The following is a 24,681-nucleotide window of genomic DNA, read 5'->3' as shown; positions in this document are numbered from 1 at the left end:
GCGTGCGCCGCTGACAACTGAAGAATGAAACTGTCCGGACCTTCTTTCTAAAAGTTCGAACGCTTCTCTTTCCTTTCAGATCCCGTACTCAATAGCTTCTGACCGCTCCAGAACGTGATCTCCACGTGCGCCAGATCATGGATGAGGGCAAAGTACTACTGGTGAACCTGCCATGTCGATGATGGGCCGGAAAGGCGAACCGAAACACCCCGATGTTGAAGACCACGATCTGTCGGGCGGAGAGGAGGGGACGATCGAGACGCCCTCCGCTCCCAAGCGATGTTTCACGGGATGATTAGATTGGAACGTGCCTCCGCGCCGAAATTCGCTTATGTACTCAGCCTCGGGTCGTAGCTCCCACATCAGAGCGGGCCTGTTCGAAGCAACACTCGCTATCAGCGTGAGCTGGTCGCGAATCAACGACGGGTTTAACGTGGGCCGTTCTAAAAGGCGCAGGTTGCCAGCAGGGCAACGAAGCGAAAGAATTCTTCATCGCGGACCGCAATCTCTTCTTCATCGCCCCTAGGCATGGTGGCCCTCCACCTGCTCCTACAGTGGAGGAAGTCTGGCCGCAATGGCGTCGTCTTTCTTGCTGAACACGAGAATAGAGCCGAGCGGCTGGGTGCCATCATTCATGCCCTTGATGCTTCGTGCGATGTGCTTGTTTTTCCAAGACTCAATACGCTGCCGTTGGATCAGCTCGAGCCGTCGCACGAAATCGCAGGCAGACGAACTTCGGTCTTGCGGCGCCTTGCCAAGCCTGAGAAGCCGATTCTGCTCGTGTCCACGGCAGAGGCCGTGATGGAGCGCCTGCCCATGCCGGCGAGTTGGTCCCGCGTAATCCTCCGTTTGAAAGTGAGCGCCGCGTTCTCTGAACAAGATCTCCGGGCGCGGCTTGAGGCCCTCGGATACGACCTCGATGACGAGGCGGACTATCCCGGCGGCGTGCTGTTTCACGGGAAGACATTCGAGATTTTTCCCGCCGGCGCGCTCGGTCCGTTCAGAGTAGAGCATTCCGGCGGGGTGATACGTCGGATCGTGGCGTTCGACCCGATAGAACATGACATCGTTTTTGAGACGAAAGAGCTTCTCATCGACCCGATGTCGGAGCGGCTGGCGTTCGGGAACATACGCGGAAGGCGCTCGACCCTATTCGACTATTGTGGTCGATCCAAGTGGATCGCGGATGCCGGCGTTTCAGCGCACGCTGACAACTGGCTCAGCACGATCGAGGAGGCGGCGGGTCGCACGGACAGAGACCGAGAATACCTCGGGAGACGCGAATGGAAGCAGGCGACCAGGCGTATGAACGTGCTGTCGCAAAAGGCATCTTTCGTTCCCACACCGGACTTTTCGCAGGTCGCATCACCCAGAAAGGCGCTCCGCGCATTCGTGGACGAGACGCGACGGGCTGGTTCGCGACTGGTTTTCATCGCAGCACAGGAGGACGACCTGCGCGTGATCGAGCGGATGAGCGGGCTCAAGATGGAGCGCTTTGCGGATTGGAACGAGGCGACGGCCGGACGCAACCGTGAGGCGGCGCTTCTGGCCGACTTCGATAGGGGTTTTGTCGTGCCTGGCCGGAAACCTCTTGTCGTTGTGACGGCTTCCGATGTGCTCGGCAGCAGGGCTCATCATCCGCAGCCGATGGCTAGAAGTTGGAGTGCGGTTTTCGACCACGCAGATGTGCCGGAGCAAGGGACAGCGGTTGTTCATTTGCAGCGAGGGCTGGCCTTGCTCGACGGCTTGCAGACCGTGGCAACGGGGGGCGGGTCGTCGCGCGAAATGATCAGGCTCGTATTTGCGGGAGACGATGCAGTGCTCGTTCCGCCCTCTGACCTGGCCTTGATCTGGCCATATGCGTCGGAGCGCGGCGAACTCACCCTCGACAAAGCGGATGGAAGTACATGGTGGAGCCGGCGTACTGAGGCGGAGCACGAAATTCAAATCGCCGGCAAGCAGCTCGCCAAACACATCAGCCAGCGGCGCCGCCGGCGGGCTCCGAAACTCGTACCTCCTGGTCCCATCTATGAGAGGTTCGTCGCGCGTTTTCCGTATTTCACGACAGTCGACCAAGCGAAAGCCATTCGGGACGTTTTGGACGATCTTGCGTCCGGCCACCCAATGGACAGGATCATTTGCGGCGACGTCGGATTCGGCAAAACCGAGGTGGCGTTGCGAGCTACGGCCGCCGTCGTATTGTCAGGGAAGCAGGTGGCGATAGCGGTGCCGACGACCGTCCTGGCGAGACAGCATGTCGCGACTTTCCGCAAACGCTTCGCTCCGTTTGGCATCGAAGTGGGGAGTTTGTCGCGAACCGGTTCGGGCGCCGAGACAAGAGAGGTGAAGGAGGGGCTGAAGAGCGGCAAATTGAAGGTCGTGATCGGAACGCAGGCCCTCGCCTCGAAGGACGTGAAGTTCGCCCGCCTCGGCCTTGTCGTTATCGATGAGGAACAGCATTTTGGGGCGGCGGAGAAGGCGAGACTTTCCGGGCTGGCCAAGAGTATTCATGCCCTTTGGATGAGCGCCACGCCGATTCCGCGGACTCTCGCAGGCGGTCTTGCCGGCTTCAGGGATCTTAGCGTCATTGCCTCTCCGCCCATTCATCGACTCCCGGTCGTCACAAAGGTCGCTCCTCTTTCGGATGCCGCTATTGCCTCCGCATTGCTGCGCGAGCAAAGGCGGCACGGGCAAAGCTTTTTGATCTGTCCGCGAATTCAGGATCTTGATCCGATGCTGGCGCGCGTTCAATCGGTGGCCCCGGATCTCCGCATCGTCTGTCTGCATGGCAAATTGCCCGCCGACGACATAGATGACCGAATGATGAGCTTCGTCGAAGGCGCGGCGGACGTGCTGCTGGCGACCAACATCGTGGAGAGCGGTCTCGATATCCCACGTGCAAACACGATCGTGGTCTGTTGGCCCGAAAAGTTCGGTCTTGCGCAACTTCATCAGCTCAGAGGAAGGGTGGGCCGCAGCGGGATACGGGCATTTGCGCATTTGCTGACCGATTCGGGCTCGGAGCGATCCGAGAAGCGGTTGGCTGTTCTGGAGGCGTTCAGCAGACCCGGCGCGGGTTTCGCGATCAGTGCGCGGGATCTGGACCTCAGGGGAGCGGGGGATGTGCTTTCAGAGCGGCAGTCGGGCCATGTGCAGGTGTTCGGGCCGGTGCTCTACAGCCACCTTCTGAAGTTGGCCTCGGAGAAAGCCGACGACAGAACAGCCGACCTGTGGGTGCCTGACCTGAATCTGCCAGTAGGGGACATGTTGCCCGCAGGCTACGTGCAATCGGAGGCGGTTCGGCTGGAAATCTACGGCCGCGTCGCCAGATGCCGAAGCGAAGATGAGCTGGACGATCTCGAGGGGGAGACCTCTCGTCGCTTCGGCAGATTGCCTCCGGCGGCCCGCGATTTCTTTGCCGCAGCAAGGCTCAGGATCGACTGCAGGCGAAGAGGAATCATAAGACTTGATGTCGGCCGGGATGCCGTAGCCGCGACATTCCTGCCGGGACGACTTCGGAAATCCAAGGGGCGATCCCTGCAACGCGATGGCGATCGGGTCGTCTACATCAGCAACGGACGCGAGGGACCGCTTAGGAAGGTCGAAGAGTTCCTCGACCTTCTGAACGAGTAATCGCGGTCACTGCTATTCATCTCAAAATGAGAGACAACTGATCCTCGTCTTCAGCTTCGGGGTCGTTGAATCCGAAACGGAGATTACTCTGGATGTTCTCGGTGACGCCAACATAGACCTCGTCGAGCGCGGCTCGATGATTTCCGTGTGGTCGGCGAAGATCGTCGGATCTGACGAGAGATATCGTTGTAAACGTCGAAGCGAGGCTTAACGAACATCAGGTCAGGGCATTGCGCTTGGCTGTCCGATGGCATCGCCGACCTGATCCCGAACTTGCGTGCCTCGTAGCTGGCGGAGGCTACCACGCCTCGCTCCTTTGATCCTCCCACGGCTACCGGCTTGCCGGGCAGGTCAGGATTGGTCCGCTGCTTCACCGACGCGTAGAACGCATCCAATGTCAATGTAGATAATCTTGCGCAGAAGGGGCGCAGCCCCATCCTGTTCCCGGCGGGAAAGTCTCATGCATGAGTAATACAAAATCTTGAACCTTTTCTGCTGTCCTCCGCTATTCGAGGCGTGCTCTCGCAGCGCCTGAGCCGCCTGCTCTGTCCAACTTGCTCCCGCCCGCTGCATCCCAATAACAACGCAGCCCGCCAGCAATTAACTCGGTTTGCCGCGCTGACCCCTCTCAGTTTTGCAGTTGACCAGGTCAGGAGCCCGTCGGCGACGTCCAGTATCACGGGTCAGGCTACAAGGGGCGCATCGCAATCGCGGAGCTGATCACGACCAACGACGACCTGCGGCAGGCCGTCCTTCGGAGGGCCGATCCCCACCGAGCACAGGATCCGGATCCTCCGGCTCGTCGAGAACATGACGCTCGCAACGCCGGGGGATATCTGACCGAATCCATCGACGGCGCCGGACAGCCGCAGGCGCAGCGGATTCAGATCGCCCGCTCGATGCAGATCGAGTTCAAGAAGGAACCGGCCAAGACCCGACACGAGGTTAGAATCCTATGGCGATGAGGATGACGGCAAAATTCAACTCGCTGCGCCCCGCGAAGCCGTGTGGACCAAAATTAACGACCAGGCCGTGCTCAAGGCGTGCATTCCGGGCTGCGAAGAGCTCGAGAAGACCGATGACCACGGATTTCGTGCGGTCACCAGGGATGAAGGTTGGACCGGTATCGGCACGGTTCAAAGGCAAGGTCACGCTGAGCGGACCTCAATCCCTCGATCGGCTACAAGATCTCGGGGGAAGGAGAGGGCGGCGTCGCTGGCTTCGCAAAGGGTGGGGCAAAGGTCAACCTGGCCGAAACGGACGGAGGCACGCTGTTGAGCTACCATGTGGCGGCCCAGATCGGCGGCAAATTGGCACAGCTTGGCCAGGGGCTGGTAAACGGCGCGGCCAAGAAATTAGCCGACGAGTTCTTCGCCAACTTCGCCAAAACCATTCAGGTTCGGGGATGGACGTTCTGATTACGTGGCAGCAAACGCTCAAGGAGCCGCAATGGCGGTGAGCTTGATGCCGCGATCGCCCCTTGTACTGGGTCGGGATGCCGACATTCTGAAACGCCTTGAAAAGCAATGCACTTCTCACGCAAACATTTCTGTAAAGCATTGAATTCACGGTCTTGTCTCGCTTCCCCAGGGGGCGCGCCAAAATGCTCGATATTCGCGAAATTTTGTGATGGAAGTTCCGATCGGAAGTGCCAGCCTCTCGATCGACTGCAAGCGGTGGTGGGCAGGAGAATCTCAAAAGCCAAGCTTGTCCCAAAGATAGAAACGAGCATTGCACCACAATCGCGGGCAAAGCAGATCTCCCAGTTGTATACCTCCGGATTTCCGAGTTTGATCCACGTCGGGCTCGGCTTTTCAGCGATGCACCCAATTGCGCTTCTTTGCTCTCACCGAACAAGACAAAGGTATGGGAGGCATCCCATCCGGAAGTCCCGTCAGGCGTAGGCACCAAGTTTTCCAGACCGCGCCACGGCAGGACGTCGTGTTCATAAACATCATAATTGTAAGTCCGACATCGATCAGTCCGCCGAGAACTGCTGACAGAGTATGTATCCACTCTCGTGTTGATTGATGCGAAAAACCGTCGGGTCGCCGGTGTAACTGAGCGTCATCGAAGTAAAGCTCCCCGCTTGGGTGGCGATGACAAAATTGCCGATTTCGTTGCTGATGCCTGCGCAACGGTTGCGGTCCCTTACCATCGTGCCGCTGGCGTCTACGTCGCGGATGAACAAATGAAGGAATTAGGAACCGCTGCAGTTCATCTCTTAACGATGGCAACGTCATATACCCGTGCAAGTAGCGGGCCGAGAAAGCCCTCGGCACAGAACAAGACCGGCACAGTAACCGGCTACACGCCTTCGGGGGTGGGGCCGCCGGCCGAGACAGCACAGCAGCCCCCGTTGTGCAAGATGGGAACCGCCCATGGTGATTTCAGGCGGCCCACCTGACGCGACCTAAGGCCAACGAGCACGACGAGCGGAGTTGCGGAGTGAGCGGTGCACCAGGGAAATTATTTGAGATTGGCAAGTGTTAGCGTTGCCATGCCCGGGGGCGTTGACGGCGAGCTCGCGGCCATAAAAAGGGCCGCCCGAAGTAATCGAGCGGCCCATGTCCGGGCTTAAAATGAAATGCTTATGAAGTACTCCCACCCCGGGCTTCAGAGACTTGCATCGTCGGGACGAGGAAGTGAATCAAAAATGCTGTTCCGACGACGGAACAGAGAGAGTGTGGCAACGGGATCACAGGACGTCTGTGCCGCGGCTGCAGCACGCCAGTACGGGACAGGCTCGTGAGACCGCCGAAATGGGCGGAGACCGGCGGCCCCCCCCCCGCAAACCGAGCACGGGGGCTGGTGATTGCTCGGAGTGCGACAGCTCCCAACGAGGTCCAAGGCCGCTCAGTTTCTTGGGGCGGGGCGGGAGAAACGAATGTAATGGAAGACATTCGGCGTCGCCCCTTAGCCGGCGAGTTCGCTGGTGATCGGCTGTCGGCTACATCAGCAACCGACGCGAGGGAGGACCGCTTTGGAAGGTCGAAGAGTTCCTCAATCTTCTGGACGATTGAAGCGAGTGTCGCTATCTGCACAGATGAGAGAGTCGATTGACCCAGTTCCGCCCGTGTCGATGATGGCGACCGACCTGCTGCGGTGATCGATCTGAAATCGGAGAACTTCCGGGAGCGCTCTTTTGGCTTCTCGCTATCGCGTTTCTTTCTCTCTCAGCTGGTGCTAATCCTGCGAACGCGCCCAATGCGGCGCTCATTGTCTTTCATCTCGGTTGGGCGTTTGTGATGCAAGTATGTGACGGGCTTGCGGTTCAGCCCTGGATCCCTCACCAGGGCCGCTACCCGAAAGTCGCTTACCAGACGGCCTTTGCAGTTGATCTTGTGATTCAGGTCGGTGCATGGTTTGGATTCGTAGTCCGCGCGCCCCGATCGCGGAGGAGAGCGGATGCGCTGCGAGTTTGCTTTGACTCGGGCGTTGTCGCACAAGATCTTCATGCGGAGCTAACAGCGCGTTGTCTTTCTTCCAGCCGTCACATTCGCTTTAAATGCGCCTACCGATCGCCAGACGCCGTTTTGATCTTTTGCGAGAACCGAATTATATCGCGGCTCGGAGGATGTGCGATGTTCGGAAAGAAGAAAATGCTGCGCAAGCGTGAGACCCAGGAGGTTCAAAACCGATCTGAGCGGAACGAGCCAGCAGGGAAGGACATTTACGCCCGAATCGCTGATTTGAAGAACGTGCCGCGCGACAACCTGCCTGATGCGGTCTTCATGCTCTTCGTTGAAGCAAAACACCAAAGCGAGCTGATTCGGCAATCTATCAAGGACCGTACCCGCTATGACTTCAATTTCGTCGGGTCCGTCGACGGCGATCTTGCGACCTACCTCGCGGAGGAAGCGGCGCATGCGCTCCGAGATCACGTTACCAACCCGCAGACATTCTTGGAGGCGATGTCTGAGGAATTTCCGGATGTGCACTTCACGATCCAACAGCAGGACGCCGTTTCCATGGTTGCTTCGATGATCCGTGTACAGCGGCTGGAAGGCATCCTGGAAGGTCTGCGGCTTGCCGGCCTACTGAACAAAGCGCCAAACCGCCGTCGGATCAGCCCGCAGAAGGACGGGATGCTTTAGCAGGTCCACTTCAAGGCGCTTCTGGTACCATAGCGGCTCGAATCGCCGGTCGTGCTTCTGTGGTCGCACCGGAGGGGACGATGCGACCGAAGAAGCCGGAGACGACGGGAAGGCGATCTGTTTCGCGCCAGGCACGACCAGATCATCAACCTGAAGCACGAGCTGGTACGGCTCGGTGGCAAGATCGACTGGGACTGAAATGAAATTGCAAGCTTTCCGGCCTTCAAACCCAAAAAGCTTGCAATCTCAAACCTCGCTCCGCTCCCAAAAAATCGACTACCGCTCAATGGCTGGACAGTTCTTCACATCGCGTAATCGCGGCTGACGGCTTGTCGAAGGCACGAGGTTCGGTAGGATCTACTCAGCAGATTATCGAAAGGGAGCGGCTCTATGAAGCAATACGTTGGTTTGGACATCTCAAGAAACCAGCATTTGCGTTTTGGACCAGACCGGCGGCGTGACATTCGAAGGTTGCGCGCCCACCAATCCGGAGGCTATCGCTAAACTCTTGCGGCGGCATGCTGGCAATGCTGAGCGGATCGTTTTTGAAACGGGCTCGCTATCCAATTGGCTTTGGCACCATCTATGGACCACGCCCGCGTTGCAAGAGGGATCGACAAAGGGATGAAGTGGTTTGCGCCAATCTATCCGGCTTCGATTTGAGGCTGTCGCCCCGAGCCATTATGGATATCCGCGCCACTTCTGTCCTCAATAACTCGCCGGCCTCAAGGAGGGCCATGGAGTCGAACCAGGCTTCAGAAGTGTCGGTGGAACCGTTTCTCCATTCGTTCTTTCCGTCTCGCAAACCTCGGCGGGATAGTGTGCTATTCCGATCGGATCTTGGATCTTCCTTCCTTCCCGGGTCGGGCGTGCTATGCAGCGTGGCCCAGGAAACTCGCTTCGTAGTCACGGCCTTTTGCGAGCATGCTCCAGGCCATCCGCGCGAGTTTTGCGGCCAAGGCAACAACCAGTACATTCGAGTGGAGCCGCTTCGATGCTGCCTCCAGCCAGGCTCCGAAGCCGTGCCTGGCCCAGGTTTGGCGCCTCAGTAATACGGCTCTGGCTCCCTGAATGAACAGTGTTCGTAGATAACGGTTGCCGCGTCTTGATATGCGACCGAAAATGGTTCGATCACCGGTCGAGATTTGCTTTGGTACGAGGCCAAGCCATGCCGCAAAGTCGCGGCCCTTCTGGAACGCATCACCAGTTCCGATCGCGGCGATCATCGCGCTTGAGATGATTGGCCCGACGCCCGGCGCACTCATCAGGCGGCGACAATGCGCATCTTGCTCCGCGATCTCATTGATCTCCTTGGTGACTAACGCGACGCGACGGTCGAGATAGCGCCAGTCCTCGGCCAAGTCCTGGATGAGCCGAACCACCTGAGGTGACAGGCTTTCCGAAGGCATCGAGAGGATTTGGGGGAGTGCCAATCGGAGTGCTGCCGCTCCCTGCCGCACTGGTAGGCCTCGCTCAAGCAAAAAGCCCCGAATTTGATTGATGACCGCTGTTCTCTGTGTCACCAATCGACTGCGAACTCTGTGGAGTGCCTGTAAATCAAGTTGTTCGGCCGACTTCACTGGGACGAACCGCATTGTCGGCCGCTGAGCAGCCTCGGCGATCGCTTCAGCATCCCGAAAGTCATTCTTGTGACCCTTGAGGTATGGTTTGACGTACTGTGCCGGCAAGAGCCGTACTTGATGGCCTAATTTCTCGAGCTTGCGCCCCAGATGATGTGCTCCTGCACACGCCTCCATTCCGATTAGGCAACGCGGAACATTGCTCAGCGACTGGTCAAGCTGATTTCTAGATCGCTTCTTGCGTAACGTGATTGCGCCGGTGGCATCGAGACCAACGACATGGAATGTGTTCTTCCCGAGATCGATACCGATTGTGATAATGTTCGTATTCGACATGGCTTGCGCTCCTGCTGCTGCCCGCGGGGTAGCACGTTGCCTCTGAGAGCGGGCGTGGTCCATGCCATTAACTCAGGGCGCTGGGTTTTCCGGTTATTTGCCTTGATGCGCGTCATGCCAACGCAGCAGCGTTATCGATGCGCATCAACAAGTCGGATCCAAATGATGCCAAAGGGCTAGCCGAAATGGCCCGCATGGGATGGTACCGGGAAGCTGCCGTGAAGGGGGCGGAGAACTGGAAAACCCGTTCGATGCTGGCGGCTCGAACCAAGCCGGTGAATCTGCGGCGAGATCCCGATAACCAAATGCGCGGCCTGTGTAAGGGCTCGGAATAGTGCTCGGCAAGGCCGGTTCGACCAACCTGGCTCGCAAAGTCAACGCCGTACTCGTTGAAGCACCGGATTTACAAGATATTTTCGCGCCGCTGCTCCTTGCCCGGTCCTGCTTGACCGCGCAAATTGAAAAACTCGATCGATAGCGCCTGACGGTAGCAAAGGCAACCAAACTGTTCGGCGGATGATGACCGTTCCCGGTATCGGTGCCCGGACTGCCCTGTCGTTCGTCGTGACCATCGATGACCCCACTCGCTTCAGACATTCCGCCGGCGTTGGCGCCTTCGGTGAGATCGATCGCACTGGGCGCATCTCCAAGCGCGGCAACCACCAGGTTCGAACTTATTTGTTCGAGGCCGCGAACGTCGTCCTGACCGTTGTCAGGCGAGGCTCTGCGCTCAAGCGCTGGGGCAGCAAGCTGGCCAAACGCATCGGCGCCAAAAAGGCGAAGGTTGCGGTCGCTTGCAAAATGGCTGTCATCCTTCATGCCATCTGGACCGATGGCACCGAGTTCCAGGCAGAGATGCGCACTGCATGAACCAGTCTTAAACCAACACAGATCCGCCTTCGGCGGAACAAGCGTCCCTGCCGGGACGAAGGTGTTGGCACTCTCGAAGTCGTCCCTGCGGGCGTTACGCACCGCGCTCTTCACATCGAGATGCCGCACCTCTTGAACGCCATCCTCTAAGCGCGTTTCCGGGCGTGCGGATCGCCGCTGCGGCGGATTACGCCGGCTTCCTGCAGCACCGAGATCTCCCAACCCTGCAGCGTTCGGATCGCCGGGCGGCCGCTGCTTAAACAGCAGCATCCATATGACTCCTGCTCAGGACGAATCCTATGCGTGTCCCGAGTTCCGCGCTCCTAAACGAGGCAAGTATTCCGAACTGCCATAAGTCTGGGTTTCAACGGTGTTTCGTTCCCAAGCGGGACTTAGGGATGCGTTATGACGGACGTCGTCTCTTAATTCGGGGAAGCCGAGATCGGCTTTCGACGAACTCCACGACGGAGAGAGGCGGCTTGCGATCTCGAAAATCCGCCTGGCACTTGGTCCAGGAAGATCGACCCGAGTTGGCTGAAATTCCATTGCAAGTCCGACGACTTGCAACAGTCCGCGTCTTCCGAGTTTCCGAGCCCCAACCGCACAGCTCATCGTCATTGCACTCGATCCACCTGTAGTAGGCTTGTATCCGAGGATCGGCGCCGACAGGAGCATATTGCTTTCCCGGCCATTGGCCAAAAACTTCAAGGTACAGGTCGCGCAGCGTCCAGATGCTGTAGAGATCCAGCAGCGTCCTGAGATCGCCGCCGTCAAACCATACCCCGTCGGCCGGTGAGAGGCGCAGATCGAACCGTCTTCGAAATTGGTGTGCCGCGGTCCGAGTGGACCAGCTGCAGCCCAGAGGCCCATGCGCGCGAGCCCACTTTTGACCTGTACGGAAGCGCGACGAGAAACGTGGCTTCGCGCGCCAAGCCCGGAATGATCGAACTTCTCGCAAGGAGCCACATTCCATCGTCGTCTGGGAAAGTCCGAAGCGGAGGATACGCTTCGGCAAAGCATTTTACCTGGTAGGCGGCGACTTACTCCGCACCGCCTTCACGCCGGCCTCAGCACTCATATGGGCGAACAGCTTCGGCCCCGCACGTCCTCGTGCAATCGGATGCGAGGGCCCGGCGGTCGGTGATAGCTTAGCAGGCCCGGCAGACGAACTTCTCGCGCACCTGCTGGATCACTTCCGAACTCAGGACTGGATAAAGCTTGGGGAGCAAGGCTTGCCAACATTCTTTATGTCGGTGGTTGAGTTCGAGATGTTGGTATTTTTGTTGGTATCGAACGGAATCTGGAAAAGAAATTCCCGCTAGTTCAAGTGGTTAGGCGCCAAGATCCATTACCTCGGACGTAATGGAATGGACGAAATTCGCATGGTAGGTTTTCCACCATGAACGCACATGCTGCCACGGCGCGAGCCGAACCAACGAAAGCCCCTCATATCGACGATCACCTGCGCGAATGGCGCCAACGGCGCCATCTGAGCCAGCTCGATCTGGCGAGCGATGCCGAAATATCCGCGCGTCACCTCAGTTTTGTCGAAACCGGCCGCGCCGCGCCGTCGCGGGAAATGGTGCTCAAGCTTGCCGAGCGATTGAGGTCCCCTTGCGTGAACGCAACGTGCTCCTGGTCGCGGCGGGTTTTGCCCCGGCCTTTCCGCAACGCTCGCTGGATGATCCGGCGCTGAAGTCAGCCCGGCAGGCGATCGATCTGGTGCTGAAGGCGCATGAGCCCAATCCGGCGCTGGCCTATGACCGACACTGGAATCTGGTGACGGCCAACCGCATGGTGGCGCCGTTGCTCGAAGGTTTGCCGCCGCATCTGCTCGGGCACCCCTTCAACATTCTGCGGCTCGCCTTTCATCCCGAGGGGCTCGCGCCGCGCACGGTCAATCTTGCCGAATGGAGCGCGCATCTTCTGGAGCGGCTGCATCGCCAGTGCGAAGCAACGGCTGATCCCGAACTGCTCAAACTGTATCAGGAGCTGAAAGCCTATCGGATGCCGGCGCGCTCGGGGCCGATCTCGGCCGACAATGTCGCGATCCCCTTCAAGCTGCGCCACAATGGCGACGTGCTGAGTTTCATCTCCACCACCATGGTGTTCGGCACGCCGGTCGACATCACGTTGCAGGAACTGGCGCTGGAAACTTTCTTCCCCGCCGACGATCTGACCGCCGATCGGATGCGGCAGATAGCGGCCGGTTTGACCTGAGAGTCGCCGTCTTGCACTGTCAGCAGCGCCGTGGTCGCGCTGCCCTGCAGCATATCGGTGACCTACCGCCCGCCGGCATGTTCGGCGGCGCGAAACAGGGGCCTTCCGGCCTGAAAATGGCGGTCATTGCAGGGCTCTGCGGGTCAAGGTCGGTGTACGGAGCCGGCCGTTCGGCACAATAACAGCGGAGGTGAAGTGATACGAGACATGCGGGGATCGCCCTTGTCTCGTCGTCCGATCGGACTACCTTCCGGGACATCAATCAGCGAGGACGTCCCGATGAGCACCCTCAAGCCTCTCAAGATCGACATCGTCTCCGACGTGGTCTGCCCCTGGTGCTACATCGGCAAACGCCGGATCGAGAACGCCTTGGCGCTGGTGCCGGATGTTCCCGTCGAAGTGCGCTGGCGGCCGTTCTTCCTCAATTCCTGGGTGCCGCGCGAGGGCATCAGCCGCGACGAATATCTGACCGCAAAATTCGGTTCGGTCGAGGCCTACAAGGGTATCGCTGGTCGCGTCGTGGCGGCTGCGGGCGAGGAGGGGCTGACGTACCGGCCCGAACTGGTAAAGCGCCAGCCCAATACCATCGACTGCCATCGCCTGATCCACTGGGCGGGAGTGCAGGACAAGGCTGCCGAGATGAAGCAGCGCCTGATGGAATTGTACTTTCGCGATGGCGGCGATCTGACCGATATCAACGTGCTGGTGCAGGCCGCGGCCGATGTCGGGCTCGACGCCGACGACGCGCGCAAGCGGCTTGCCACCGATGAGGACGTCGCGCTGATCTCGGGGCAAGCGCAGGAGGCCTCCGACAAGGGTATCTCCGGCGTGCCGACGTTCGTGTTCGCGCAGAAATACGCAGTATCAGGCGCGCAGCCCGCCGAGCAGCTCGCCCGCGCCATCCGTCAGGTGTCCGGCGAAATCAACGCGCAGGCGGCGGAGTAGATACCGGCTTTCTTCTCTTCGCCCCGCTCTTGCGGGGAGAGGGTCGGAGTGAGGGGCCTCTCTCCGCGAGCGCAGTAGCGTTTGATGGGCGCTGTCCCTACAAAACCAACAACAAACCTGGGGAGACGTCATGATCTACGAACTGCGCACCTACACTTTAAGACCCGGCACGCTCGGCGACATGATCAAGGCCGCGAGTACGATATCGCGCGAGATCCGCAAAGACGATTACGGCAAGCTCGAAGGCTACTGGTCGACCGAGATCGGCCCGCTTAATCAGGTTCTGCACATGTGGAGCTACAACAGTCTTGACGAGCGCGCCCGGTTGCGCGCCGAGCTTACGAAAAACCCGCGCTGGACCGGCGAATATGTGCCGCTGATCCGCCCGTTGCTGGTCCGCCAGGACGTTCGCCTGATGAACGCGGTGAGGCCTCCGGTTGCCCCGGCATCGACGGGCAATGTCTACGAACTCCGCAACTACCGCGCCAAGCCGGCGGGCGGCCTCAAGCAATGGCTCGATGCGTTCACCGCCGTGCTGCCAGAGCGCGAAAAATATTCAAAGATCGTCGGCCTCTGGACTACCGAAGCGGGCCAGCCGAACGAAGCCTGCCACATCTGGGCCTATCCCAGCCTGAACGCCCGCGCCGAAGTGCGCGGGAACGCGATGAAGGATCCGGCCTGGCAGGAATTTCTCGGGAAGGGTCCCGGATATCTCGACGAGATGCACTCGACCATCATGCTGCCGGCGCCGCATTCGCCGCTGCAGTGAGGCTGGTTACGCCCCCTTCAAATAATAGTTCGCGCGTTTCCCCAGCGCGATCCGCCGCAGCACGCGGCGCATCGCCATCGAGGCACGCAGCGGCTTTATCGCGGTCGTCACGGTGCGATAGAACGCCAGCTTGAGCGCGTCGAGCAGCGGCTGTTTGCCCGGCGGCTGCTGCGGCAGGCCGATGCTGCGCAGCATCGAATTGAAAAAGTGCAGATCGTTCATCCGCCGCACTTCGCGCGTCTTCCAGGTGATCGCCATCGAGATCGAGAACGAGCCTGCGGTGCGCACCCAGTGCGGCCATTGATACGGCACATAGCAGCCGTCGCCCGCGAACAGGTGGAATTCCTTGCCCAACGGCGCAATGCTCTCGTCATATTTCAGGTTGCGATGCTTGGTCATCGAGCGCTCGATCTCGTCGTCGGAGACGATCGAACGGTCGGCATTGTCGAAGATCGTGAAGAATTTTTCGCCGTGGATGTGCACGAAGAAATTGTCTTCGCTGTCGAGATGAAATGGCGTCGTCGAGTTCGGCGAGGACACGAACAGGAAACCTTCGACCTGCTCGAAGCCGGCGTCAGCCAAACTGTTGAAGCCGCGGGCACGGGCAACCGACAACAGCGTATCCTCCAGCAACGCCCGATATTCCGGCGAATTCTCGATGCGCTTGAGCACCATCCAGGCGCCGGCGGTCTCAATGCTCTTCACGACTTCGACGGGGTCGAGGTCGACTGAGGGAATCGCGTCTGGATCCTGGCTGATCGCGACCTTGCCGGAATTATATTCGATCAGGTCGCGTGGCAATTCGGAAGCCAATTGCGCGATGCGTGGCAGCGTCAGCAGCGGATGGCCGGCGAGCTTGTGGCGGATCGCGAACGGCTTTAGCGGAAAGTCGCGGCGGAGCGCGTCATGGTCGGCCGTAATGACGGGCGCTATGGCGGTGAGCGTATTCATTTAGGATTTCTCCCGACTTTTCTGACGAAATGGACGAGACGCCGCGCCGGCTCGCGGATTGCCGACCGCAAGGGGAGCGCGGCGCGAATCAACGCCACCACAGGATCGTTCCGCCGCAGCGGAATCAACACGTCGCCGATCGCAAGGCGGCCGCGCCAGATCGGGTTGATCATGGGATGGTCGGGATTTGCGGTGGAATCCACCATGGCAATGGCTGGATCGGCGCAAAGATGCTGCGTCAGCTCCAGCGTCAGTTGCACGCCCGGCGAAAACTTCGCAAAGCGCTCGTCGACGCCGAGCTTGAAGTAGAAGGCGCGATCCTGATGGCGTAGCACGATCGCTGTCGCCACCGGTGTTTCGCCGGCGCGCAAGGTCACGATCTCGCATTGGCCGGTCTCTGCCAGCGCCGAAGTGGCGCGGCGGACGAACGCCGCATCGCCCTCGTGCTGGCCGAGAGCCGTGCCACGCTGGCCCTTCCAGCCGCTGGCTTCCAGTACCAGGAAGGTTTCGACGGCGGCAGCGATCTCGCCGGGCGTCCGCGCGACGTCGAAATGGACGGCGCCGTGTTCGGCGAGGCGATTGCGCTGGCGGCGCAGTTCTTTCAGTTTCTTTGCGCCGAGCGCGTCGCGCAGCACGGTATCGGCGTCGGCCGTGGCATCGAGGCAGGCGCGGACATGCGATTGCAGCACCAGCGGCTGGATGCCGCCGCGATGCAGCACCTTGGTGAAGGCCTTCATGGCTGCGCCATCGAGCGAGGTGGCGCGGAAAATCAGCGCATGCGCGCCGGCACGCCTGGCCCGGCGCAGGATGCTTGTAACGGCTTCCTCCGCCATATCAGCGTCGAGCAGCGGCGTGCGAAGCGTGCCGTAGGGATCGGCGCTGACCAGAGCGGGCAGCGGGATCTTGTAGGCGCGCCACATCGAGATCACGGGCACAAGGCCGATCAAGGTGGATGCATCGTGCCACGCGCCGAGCGCGGCGGCATTCGAGCGACCCCGCGCCGAAGCATTCACCGCCAGTTCCCATTCGGGCAAGTAATAACCGTTCGGCTCGGCGGCGCCCTCGGTGAGCGCCCGCCATTGGGGCGCGGAGATGCCGGTAAGCGGCGTTAGCGCCTCGCCGATGGCTGGCGCATTCGCGTCCTTGCTCGGTGCACGGCGCACCGTCGATGTATCGGTAATATCGGCCACTTCCCCGAATCCCCGTTCGCGATGTTTATGCCGGCGACACCTTGAGGGCGCCGGCGGCTCATCGCGTTCATGGGGCGACGCTAGTGGAAAGAGGTGGAAAATAGCGTTGCTGCGACGCTCGCATTTGAGGTGTCGCGTTAACCGATCGTTCAGCCTGATCTGACCGGCGGGCCGTCAGGCCACCTCGGCGGCTGCGGGAGCGGTCAGGAATTTGGCTTCAAAATCCCGAGCTGGCATGGGCTTGCCGAAGAAGTAACCCTGTCCCTCTTCGCAGCCCATCCTGACCAGGAAGTCGGCCGTGGCGCGGTCCTCGACGCCTTCGGCGATGACAGACAGGCCGAGTTGCTTGCTCAGTCCAATGGTCGAGCTAACGATCGCCGCGTCGTCGGGATTGGTCAGCAAGCCCAATACGAAAGAGCGGTCGATCTTCAGCCCGTCGAGCGGGAACTTCTTCAGATAGCTCAAACTGGCAAAGCCGGTGCCGAAATCGTCGAATACGAGGCGAACGCCAAGCTCCTGAATCTCGAGGAACGTATTCAGCGCGCCCTGCTCATCGTGGAGCAGAATGTCTTCGGTGACTTCGAGCTCGAGGCTGGTTGGACCCAAGCCGGTGCTGGCGAGCACCTGCGCGACCGAGACCGCGAGGTCACCGGACTCCAACTGCGACGGCGAAAGGTTGACGCCGATGCGGAGTTTGTGTCCCGCGCGTTCCCAGGCGGCTCCCTGGGTGCAGGCGGTTCGGAGAACCCATTCGGCGATCGGCTCGGAAATCGGAGAGGTATTGACGACCGGCATGAACTCGCCCGGCGAAACCAGGCCCCGCACGGGATGACGCCAGCGGATCAGGGCTTCGGCGCCGATCAATCGGCCGTCGGCCAGATGAAATTGTGGTTGGTAGAACAATTCGAACTGATTGCGCTCCGCAGCCAGCGCCAGCTCCGCTTCCAGCGTCAGGCGCGTCTCCAGTTCGCGGCGGATCGAGTCTTCGAACACCACGTGGCCGCCGCGGTTCGTCGCCTTGGCGCGGCTCAACGCCAGATGGGCGTTGCTGAGGAGTTCGCCCGCCGTTCGCCCATCGCCCGGACAAACGGCAGCTCCAATGCTGACCTTGACGCGGAGGTGGCGGTTTCCGGCCAGCAGCGGCGCGTCGAAGCCGTCGCCGATCTGTTCGGCGAAGCGGCTGAGGTTTTCTCCGATGTCGCTGGTCGGAACGGCGATGGCGAATTCGTCTCCGCTCAAGCGGGCGACCAGACCCGCCGGCGGAATAGCCGCCGTCAGTCGCTGCGAAATGGCGCGAAGCACGAGATCGCCACAGGTGTGGCCGAGCATGTCGTTGATCTGCTGGAAGCCGTCGATGCCGATCACCAGCAGTGCCACCTTGCGGCCGTCCGTCTCGGCCGCGGAAATTTTGGCCTCGAGCTGGGTGTGAAGCGTGTTGCGGTTGATGAGCCCCGTCAGCGTGTCGTGTTCCGCCAGGTATCTGACTCTCTCGGCTTCGCGCTTGCGTACCGAGATGTCGCGCAGGATCGCGCCAAACTGAAGCCCGTCGGTGCCTTGCCAGCCGGAGAAGGAAGCCTCGACCGGAAACACCTCGCCATTGCTGCGGCGTCCGTCAAACTCGACCACTGATCCGGCAGCCAGATGTGCCGCGTTCTTGATGGAGAAGGCGGATGTGGCGAGGGCTTCGTCACGTGCGCAAATCTCGTCGAACGGCCGACCGATCATCTCTTCGGGCAGATAGCCGAAGATCGCGGTCGCGCCCGGGTTCCACACCGTGATCGAATAGTTGGAGTCCGTACAGATCAGGCCGTCGCCGAGCGACATCGCCACGCGCTGAAAGCGGCTCTCGGCGACCCGGCCGAGCAGATCCCGGATGTCGATTTCGTCGAGGGCGATGGCCGCGACGTAGACGATGATGGCGATGTGAAACAGCGAGGTATCCAGAATGAGCGGGAACGCCGCCTGCAGGGCAAACGCGCCTGCCTCGAGCGTGAACGCCGTCGCGCCGAGCAGCGCGACCCGCTTGCCGGCGGAGAGGCGGCGCCACGAGAACAGCGTCAGCAAGGCGAGCAACGCCAGGCCGGCCGCGGTGAAGACGCCCGAGGTCCATTGCAGCGCGCGGTTCTGCAGCAGCGACTCCGCAGCTAGCGTCTGCAGCACCGGGCCGGACAGGATCACACCGTTCGGCACGCTGAAGCGGTCACCAAGTTCGAGCGCCGTGCCGCCGATGACGACCTTCTTGCCCCTGAGTTTTTGCAGTGTTGCCGGGTCACCGCTCAGAACATCGGCAAAGGACACTTTGGTGATTCCGGCCGTTCGGATGCTGAAGTCGATCAAAAAGGGTGTGCGCTTTTCGGCGTACTGGCCGGCGAGCACGGCAGCCATCGACGGCACGAACTTGCCGTCCAGCTTCTCACCGAACGGATAACGCCGGACGAGGCCATCGGGCCCGACCTCGACATTGACGATCGCCGACCACGAATGTTCGGCGAATTGCTGCAGCGGGCGATTGATGTGAAGCGTCGTCCTGTCGGTGCGGGGCTGCTGGAAGGCGGGCAGCACCACCGATCCGCCGGCGCCCTCGAGGGCTTCGGCAAAGCTTCGGTCCGAGGACGCATCCGAAGGTGTCGAGAAGTCGACATCGAGTGCGATGTCCTGGACGTCCGCCTTCTGAAGCTGCCGGATCAATTCGGCGTGGAGCAGGCGCGGCCACGGCCAGACGCCGATCCTGTCGATCGACGATGCGTCGATCGCGATCACCACGATGTCGCCGCTGACCTGTCGCGACTGCCAGGCGAACCGCAGGTCGGCCAGGGTGTTGCGAAGCGAGCTGTGCCAGCCGCCCGCCAGGACGATTGCCAGCGCAATCGTCACGAAAATATGCGGCCGATATCGTTTCACTTGGTCACCATTCTGGTGTTTTCGGGTTTGACTGGTCGTTCAGTTCTCTTGCAGTTGATCGTGCGGTTAGCGGCCTCTTCCGTGTCCACTGTTGCCACGGCCACTGCCGTTGGCTCCGTTGCCGGCATTTTCGCTGCCGCCATTGCCATTGCTATTGCCGTTGCCGTTACCATTGCCGCTGTTGCCATTGCCGCTATTGCTGTTGCCCCCGGCGACAGCCGCTACCGCGCTTGCATTTGCTCGACCGGCGGCACTGGCGGCGGATCCGTTGCCATTATCTCCCTGACCATTGTTGGCGGCGGCCGTGTCCGTGCCGGGAGTTGATGAACTCCAGACCGTATTGGGTTCGGAGGCGCCCCGCGCCGCGCCGACCGAAGCCGAACCGCCATGGGCGAGACCGTTGGTGACGCGATGGAAGTTCACCCGGACTTCGCCGATCGACGAGGAGATGCGAGTGACGCCATGTTTGGCGGGATGGGCGCTCGCATGCTTGTCTTGTCCGTTGGCCGCATGGCGTGGCGCGGAGAGACCGTTGCGCGGCACCGGCACGCGCTCGATCGAAGGTGCGCGCGGCTTGCCTTGCTCGATCGGAGCAAGGACGCCGGCCCCGCCCAGCGACAGCCCGGTCTTGCCGTTCGCGAACGCGGTCGCGTGCTGCCCGGCCATCACTTGCGCGATCTGACCCGACTTGAAATCGGCGACTTCGACCTGACCGCGGATCACGTCGACGGTGGTCTTGCCGGCGTTCACGGTGACACGGAATTGCGTGCCCTTCACCACGGCGGCGAGGTAGGGCGTTTCGACCTCGAAATGCTTGACGTTACGTTTTTCGACGTCGAGCAGGATCGAACCCGCCTGTTGCACGATCGTGGTCGACAGCCCTTCCTTCTTCCGGGCGGGGACGCTGACCACGGAATTCGGTGCAAGCATGATCATTTCCTCGCCGCGCTTCAACAGGACGCGACCGGTGCGGCCGGTGCGAACCGTATCGCCCGGCTTCAACACGTCTTCCTGCTTGATCGATGCTTGCTGCACGCTGCTGCCGGTGAGCCAGACCTCGCCGGAGTATCTGCTGACCGTCCACTCGCCGCCATCGGCGGCGTCAGCGATCGAAGCCGTCGCCAGGAAAAGCATCGCCGCGAGTGTTCTCGAGACGTGAGGGATCGCGCGCATGAAACTCTCTCTGATTTGCCACTTTGTCCCGGACGCTATTGGAAATGTTTCAACATTGAGTGAGCAGAAGCCGTGCTCTGTGAGGGACGCGTTAACCATTCGTTGACCATAATTTTCTATTAAAAATCAGATGGCTAGCGGTTCCGCTCACGATTTCGGTTTCTTGTCCGTACAATTACGGAAGTCGGCCTGTTCAGCTTTGTCCCGTGTGGTGGTTGGCCTCGGGCTGTGGACTTCGCTCATCTGTTTGCCGGCGCAAGCGCAGCAAGCGCATCAGCCCGGTTACGATCCGCGGCAGACCGAAAAGCGTTTCGAGGACCAGCAATCGAGCCCGGGCGCGAACGGGCGGCCCCGGTTGCCGTCGCCGCAATTCGCCGGGACGGAGGGGCAGGGAGACACCAAGCCGCTGTTCCTGCTTCGGCACGTCTCGATCAGCGGCGCCGTCGCGATACCGCAGGACCGGCTGGTGACGGCGTATCAACCCTACATCGGGAAAAAGGTGTCGCAGGCCGACCTGACGGCGATGGCCAGTGCGGTCAGCGAGGTCTATCGCGCCGCTGGCTTTCACCTCAGCCGGGCGGTCATCCCGCCGCAGGATATCCAGAGCGGCGAGCTTCGCATTCAGGTCGTCGAAGGCAGCATCACGGAGCTGACGGTGAAGGGGGACGGCGCCGACGAATTCGGCGTCCGGCCGATGCTCGATGCCGTGTTGGCCGAACGGCCCTCGCGGCTTGCAACGCTCGAGCGGCAATTGCTGCTGATCAATGGCCGCCCAGGCGTGCGCATCATTGACACCGCGATCGATGAGATCGGCACGACAACCGGCCATTTCCGCCTGATCGTCTCCGTGAAAACCTGGCACGTCTTCACCTCGTTCGGCATCGACAATCTCGGATCGTCGTCGGTCGGACCCTGGCAAAGCTACGGGACAGCCGCGTTCAACTCCTATCTCGCGCCCGGCGATTCGCTCGTGTTCAACCTTTCGACCACGCCCGGCGATCCCAGGCAGCTCGCATTCGGCCGTCTGTCCTACGAAGTGCCCGTCGGCACTGACGGTGCGCGTATCGGTGCGTCCGGCTATTACAGCGAAGTCTGGCCCGGCGATTACCGCCGTCTCTACAGCGACAACATCAAGACCCATTCGTTCGAACTTCGGGGCAGCATCGCTCCGTTGCAGTCGCAGAAGTCCAGCCTGACGCTGACCGCGGCTGCCGGATTCACCAATGCCACTGAAAATGATGTGTTCGGCCCGATCTACGCGGATCGCATCCGCATCGCTAGCCTTACGTCGGACTACCGCCTGCAGGACAATTTCGGCGGCACCAATTATCTGACGGTGAATTATCGCCAGGGCCTCGACATTCTCGACGCCTCGAACCGCGACGACGATTATCTGTCGCGCGTCGGCGCGTCCGGCACTTTCTCCGCGCTGAATTTCTGGTTCACGCGCTATCAGACGCTGACGGATGCATGGTCGGTGAAGCTCGCGGCCGCCGGCCAGGCGGCGTCCCGCCCGCTCTTCACATCGCAGCAATTCTATCTCGGCGGCATTGCGTTCGGCCGCGGCTATGGCAGCGCCGAGATCAGCGGCGACAACGGCCTCGCGGGCTCGCTCGAACTGCGCTTCGACCAGAAGACGAACTTGCAATATCTGAGCGGCTACCAGCTCTACGGCTTCGTCGACAGCGGTGTCGCCTGGAATGACGGCTACCAGCTCAGCGACGGCCTTTCGCTGACCTCGGCCGGCGGCGGCGTCCGCTTCTTCCTCAAGGAAGGCCTGCAGGCCGACATCGGCGCCGCCGCGCCGCTCAGCTACCGCGCGCCTGACAACCCCACCCGCGGGGCGAGGGTACTGTTCTCGCTGACGAGCGCGCTGAAGCTGTGTCCGGTAAGGGCGACGACGCGGTGTTTGTAGGGCTACACCGGCTCGTAGCTCTCGGTCGCGCAGGTATCCTCGGCTTCGACCTTTTGGCGATCGGCGATCGCGCCGTCGGAAATTTCGATCCGATAGGTCTGCGTGCCCAGCGGCGTGCCGGTCACCGAAACCACTTCGGCCTTGACGCAGGCGGTCCAGCCCGGTCCGCGGAGGTTGGGGCGCGGCTCGGAGACGCGGACCTGGGTCGGTTGCGAGGCCGCCACGAACACCGAATCCAGTTTCTGCCGCAGCAGCATCTTGACGTCCGGTGGTGTTCCGAGCGCGGGCGGGTCGGGCGCCTTGCCGCGCATGAAGTCGGGCACCGGCGCGCGGACGTCGGCAAAACCGCAACCCGCAAGCGTCAGCGCTGCGCCCGCTACCAGCGCTATGTGAACCACGATCCGCCGCATCGGAGGTTGTTTTACCCCGGCGGCGCCATCTCGGACAGGGGATTGCCGTGCACATAATGATCTCGCGACTGTGATTTGGATCACTGCGCGGGATTTTGAGCCTGCGACAAGATCGCCGTTGAATGGGGCCGCCGTCGCGCCTCACATCGCGCGGCCGGCTTGAACCTTTGGCTTCGAGGCCGTGACCAATCCGAAGCCTGCATTGTCGGGAGGTGGCATCATGTTCCGTCACGCGCTGCTCAAGCTGATGATTCCTGCGGCGGTTCTGCTGGGCGCCCATTCGGCCTCCGCCGAAAGTCGCCTCGCACTGGTGATCGGCCAATCCGCCTATCGCTCGGTGCCTGCGCTGCCCAATCCGGCCAATGACGCCAGGGCGGTCACGCAATTGCTGACCGATTCCGGCTTCGAGGTTTCGACCGCTGCCGATCTTTCGCAGAATCAAATGCGGGAGGTGGTTAGCGAATTCGCAGGCAAGGTGGCCGCGAAAGGCGCCGATACGATCGCCCTGGTGTTTTACGCCGGCCATGGGCTGCAGATCGACGGCGAGAATTTTCTGGTCCCGGTCGATATCGATCCGAAGCGGGAAGCCGACATTCCTATCCAGGCGGTGCGCCTCAACGACATCCTGAACACGCTGACATCGGTGCCGAGCAGGATGCGCATCCTGATGCTCGATGCCTGCCGCAACAATCCGTTCCCCGATCTCAAGACCGCCGGCAGCGGCCTTGCGCTGGTCGATGCCAAGGTCGGCTCGCCTGGCACGTTCCTGTCGTTCTCGACTTCGCCCGGCGCGGTCGCGGAAGACGGCTCGGGCTCCAACAGCCCGTATACCACCGCGCTGCTCGCGGCCGGCAAGCAGCAGGGGATTCCGATCGAGGAGACCTTCAAGCGGGTGCGGCTTGCGGTGAACAAGGTCACCGAAGGGCGGCAGACGCCGTGGGACAGCTCTTCGCTGACCGAGGATTTCCGCTTTTTCGGCGCCTCGGTCGCCGGACCCAAGCCTGCCGCAGCTCCGAAGAAGACGGTTGCCGAGTGGACGCGCGATCTGACGGGCAAGCCGGTCGAGGCTGCGAACGAATTGATCGTGGCCGACGGCACCGACGAAGCCTATGAGGCCTTTGCCGGCCTTTACCCGCAAACGTCGCTCGGGCGGCTGGCGCGGGACTGGCTGGTCCGTCACCGGCGCATGGTGGCGTGGAATAACGCTGTGCTGATCAACACCGCGTCCGCTTATCGTTCGTTCCTGACCCGATTCCCCGACAGCGATCTGGCCGCGACCGCGCGCAAGCTGGAGGAGCGGCTGCGCAACCGTCCCGACTTCACCCCGGCCGTTGTGGCCGCCAACGCAGCCGTGCCGCAGAACGTCGCGCTCGCCGCGCCGATGTGTCCCTGCAACATCCAGCCGCCGCAGCAGCCGAAGATCAAGGTCAATGTGCCGGTCAAGCGCGTCGAGCCGGATCCACCGAAGCGGGTCGATCGCAGGCCGCCGCGGCGCGAGCGTGAGCCGGATGACGACGTTGTGGTCGTTCGCCGTCCGCCCCCGCGCGTGGTCTACGAGCAGCCGCCACCGCCACCGCCGGTCAGCATCGGCATCGGGATCGGTCTCGGTGGATTCGGCGGCGGACGCGGCGGCAATTATGGCGACCACGGCAGTCGGGGTAGATACTGACCTGCCAATAGGGTAATCGATC

The 24,681-nt window shown here is 61.2% G+C and carries 17 protein-coding genes and 3 pseudogenes; 11 read left to right on the top strand and 9 right to left on the bottom strand.

Features of this window, described 5'->3' with window-relative positions; genetic code table 11:
• Positions 1-528: 528 nt before the first annotated feature.
• Entirely contained in the window at positions 529-3,633 is a 3,105-nt protein-coding gene (locus ACFXS9_RS18995) for a DEAD/DEAH box helicase (RefSeq protein ID WP_392691074.1), read from the top strand.
• Between the two features lie 88 nt (positions 3,634-3,721).
• On the opposite strand, the pseudogene ACFXS9_RS18990 reads toward ACFXS9_RS18995, so the two are convergent.
• Positions 3,722-4,095 (bottom strand): annotated as a pseudogene (locus ACFXS9_RS18990) (DNA polymerase IV); the annotation flags it as partial.
• Positions 4,096-4,316: 221 nt separating this feature from the next.
• Complete coding sequence (locus ACFXS9_RS18985; protein ID WP_057846790.1) at positions 4,317-4,574, bottom strand: hypothetical protein; 258 nt, start codon at positions 4,572-4,574, stop codon at positions 4,317-4,319.
• Between the two features lie 37 nt (positions 4,575-4,611).
• On the opposite strand from ACFXS9_RS18985, the pseudogene ACFXS9_RS18980 reads away from it, so the two are divergent.
• Positions 4,612-5,051 (top strand): annotated as a pseudogene (locus ACFXS9_RS18980) (CoxG family protein).
• A 560-nt stretch (positions 5,052-5,611) separates the two neighbouring features.
• Here the strand turns inward: ACFXS9_RS18980 and ACFXS9_RS18975 are convergent.
• On the bottom strand, positions 5,612-5,824 hold the full coding sequence (locus ACFXS9_RS18975) for a hypothetical protein (RefSeq protein WP_392691071.1): 213 nt from the start codon (positions 5,822-5,824) through the stop codon (positions 5,612-5,614).
• A gap of 1,393 nt (positions 5,825-7,217) precedes the next feature.
• Between ACFXS9_RS18975 and ACFXS9_RS18970 the strand changes: the two genes are divergently transcribed.
• A complete protein-coding gene (locus tag ACFXS9_RS18970; RefSeq protein WP_392691069.1) occupies positions 7,218-7,730 on the top strand; it encodes a hypothetical protein in 513 nt (170 codons plus the stop codon).
• An 872-nt stretch (positions 7,731-8,602) separates the two neighbouring features.
• Here ACFXS9_RS18970 and ACFXS9_RS18965 read toward each other — a convergent pair.
• Positions 8,603-9,646 (bottom strand): IS110 family transposase, encoded by a 1,044-nt coding sequence (locus ACFXS9_RS18965; protein WP_392691066.1) that lies wholly within the window; start codon positions 9,644-9,646, stop codon positions 8,603-8,605.
• A gap of 137 nt (positions 9,647-9,783) precedes the next feature.
• Here ACFXS9_RS18965 and ACFXS9_RS18960 point away from each other — a divergent pair, with 137 nt between their 5' ends.
• The 6 genes and pseudogenes from ACFXS9_RS18960 (at position 9,784) to ACFXS9_RS18935 (ending at position 14,450) form a co-directional block, all read left to right on the top strand.
• Complete coding sequence (locus ACFXS9_RS18960; RefSeq protein WP_392691063.1) at positions 9,784-9,981, top strand: hypothetical protein; 198 nt, start codon at positions 9,784-9,786, stop codon at positions 9,979-9,981.
• Positions 9,981-10,124: a hypothetical protein gene (locus tag ACFXS9_RS18955; RefSeq protein WP_245309466.1), complete on the top strand. Its 144-nt coding sequence runs from the start codon at positions 9,981-9,983 to the stop codon at positions 10,122-10,124. The genes ACFXS9_RS18960 and ACFXS9_RS18955 overlap by 1 nt, the downstream gene beginning before the upstream one ends.
• 38 nt (positions 10,125-10,162) lie before the next feature.
• The gene (locus ACFXS9_RS18950; RefSeq protein ID WP_392691061.1) at positions 10,163-10,516 is read left to right on the top strand and encodes a transposase; all 354 of its coding nucleotides are present in this window, start codon (positions 10,163-10,165) and stop codon (positions 10,514-10,516) included.
• Positions 10,517-11,915: 1,399 nt separating this feature from the next.
• A pseudogene (locus tag ACFXS9_RS18945) lies at positions 11,916-12,736 on the top strand (helix-turn-helix domain-containing protein).
• 279 nt (positions 12,737-13,015) lie between these two features.
• A complete protein-coding gene (locus tag ACFXS9_RS18940; protein ID WP_392691058.1) occupies positions 13,016-13,681 on the top strand; it encodes a DsbA family oxidoreductase in 666 nt (221 codons plus the stop codon).
• 130 nt (positions 13,682-13,811) lie between these two features.
• Positions 13,812-14,450: an NIPSNAP family protein gene (locus ACFXS9_RS18935; RefSeq protein WP_392691055.1), complete on the top strand. Its 639-nt coding sequence runs from the start codon at positions 13,812-13,814 to the stop codon at positions 14,448-14,450.
• A gap of 6 nt (positions 14,451-14,456) precedes the next feature.
• Here ACFXS9_RS18935 and ACFXS9_RS18930 read toward each other — a convergent pair whose 3' ends face one another.
• The 4 genes from ACFXS9_RS18930 to ACFXS9_RS18915 all read right to left on the bottom strand — a co-directional run bounded on the left by ACFXS9_RS18930 (position 14,457) and on the right by ACFXS9_RS18915 (position 20,665).
• The gene (locus ACFXS9_RS18930) at positions 14,457-15,401 is read right to left on the bottom strand and encodes a cupin-like domain-containing protein (protein ID WP_392691052.1); all 945 of its coding nucleotides are present in this window, start codon (positions 15,399-15,401) and stop codon (positions 14,457-14,459) included.
• Positions 15,398-16,591 carry a GNAT family N-acetyltransferase gene (locus tag ACFXS9_RS18925; RefSeq protein WP_392691050.1) on the bottom strand — a complete coding sequence of 398 codons (1,194 nt, stop codon included), beginning with the start codon at positions 16,589-16,591 and terminating at the stop codon, positions 15,398-15,400. The genes ACFXS9_RS18930 and ACFXS9_RS18925 overlap by 4 nt, the downstream gene beginning before the upstream one ends.
• A gap of 174 nt (positions 16,592-16,765) precedes the next feature.
• Complete coding sequence (locus tag ACFXS9_RS18920) at positions 16,766-19,492, bottom strand: EAL domain-containing protein (RefSeq protein ID WP_392691047.1); 2,727 nt, start codon at positions 19,490-19,492, stop codon at positions 16,766-16,768.
• Between the two features lie 66 nt (positions 19,493-19,558).
• A complete protein-coding gene (locus tag ACFXS9_RS18915; RefSeq protein WP_392691044.1) occupies positions 19,559-20,665 on the bottom strand; it encodes a FecR domain-containing protein in 1,107 nt (368 codons plus the stop codon).
• 208 nt (positions 20,666-20,873) lie between these two features.
• On the opposite strand from ACFXS9_RS18915, the gene ACFXS9_RS18910 reads away from it, so the two are divergent.
• Positions 20,874-22,580 (top strand): ShlB/FhaC/HecB family hemolysin secretion/activation protein, encoded by a 1,707-nt coding sequence (locus ACFXS9_RS18910; RefSeq protein ID WP_392699851.1) that lies wholly within the window; start codon positions 20,874-20,876, stop codon positions 22,578-22,580.
• A 2-nt stretch (positions 22,581-22,582) separates the two neighbouring features.
• On the opposite strand, the gene ACFXS9_RS18905 is transcribed toward ACFXS9_RS18910, so the two are convergent.
• Complete coding sequence (locus ACFXS9_RS18905; RefSeq protein ID WP_392691042.1) at positions 22,583-22,990, bottom strand: hypothetical protein; 408 nt, start codon at positions 22,988-22,990, stop codon at positions 22,583-22,585.
• A gap of 220 nt (positions 22,991-23,210) precedes the next feature.
• Between ACFXS9_RS18905 and ACFXS9_RS18900 the strand changes: the two genes are divergently transcribed.
• Positions 23,211-24,659: a caspase domain-containing protein gene (locus ACFXS9_RS18900; RefSeq protein WP_392691039.1), complete on the top strand. Its 1,449-nt coding sequence runs from the start codon at positions 23,211-23,213 to the stop codon at positions 24,657-24,659.
• Positions 24,660-24,681 lie beyond the last annotated feature (22 nt).

Source organism: Bradyrhizobium sp. RDI18 (assembly GCF_043203335.1).
GTDB classification, from domain to species: Bacteria; Pseudomonadota; Alphaproteobacteria; order Rhizobiales; family Xanthobacteraceae; genus Bradyrhizobium; species Bradyrhizobium retamae.
Note: the sequence above shows the minus strand (reverse complement) of the source record. Positions and strands in the feature narration are given on the sequence as shown.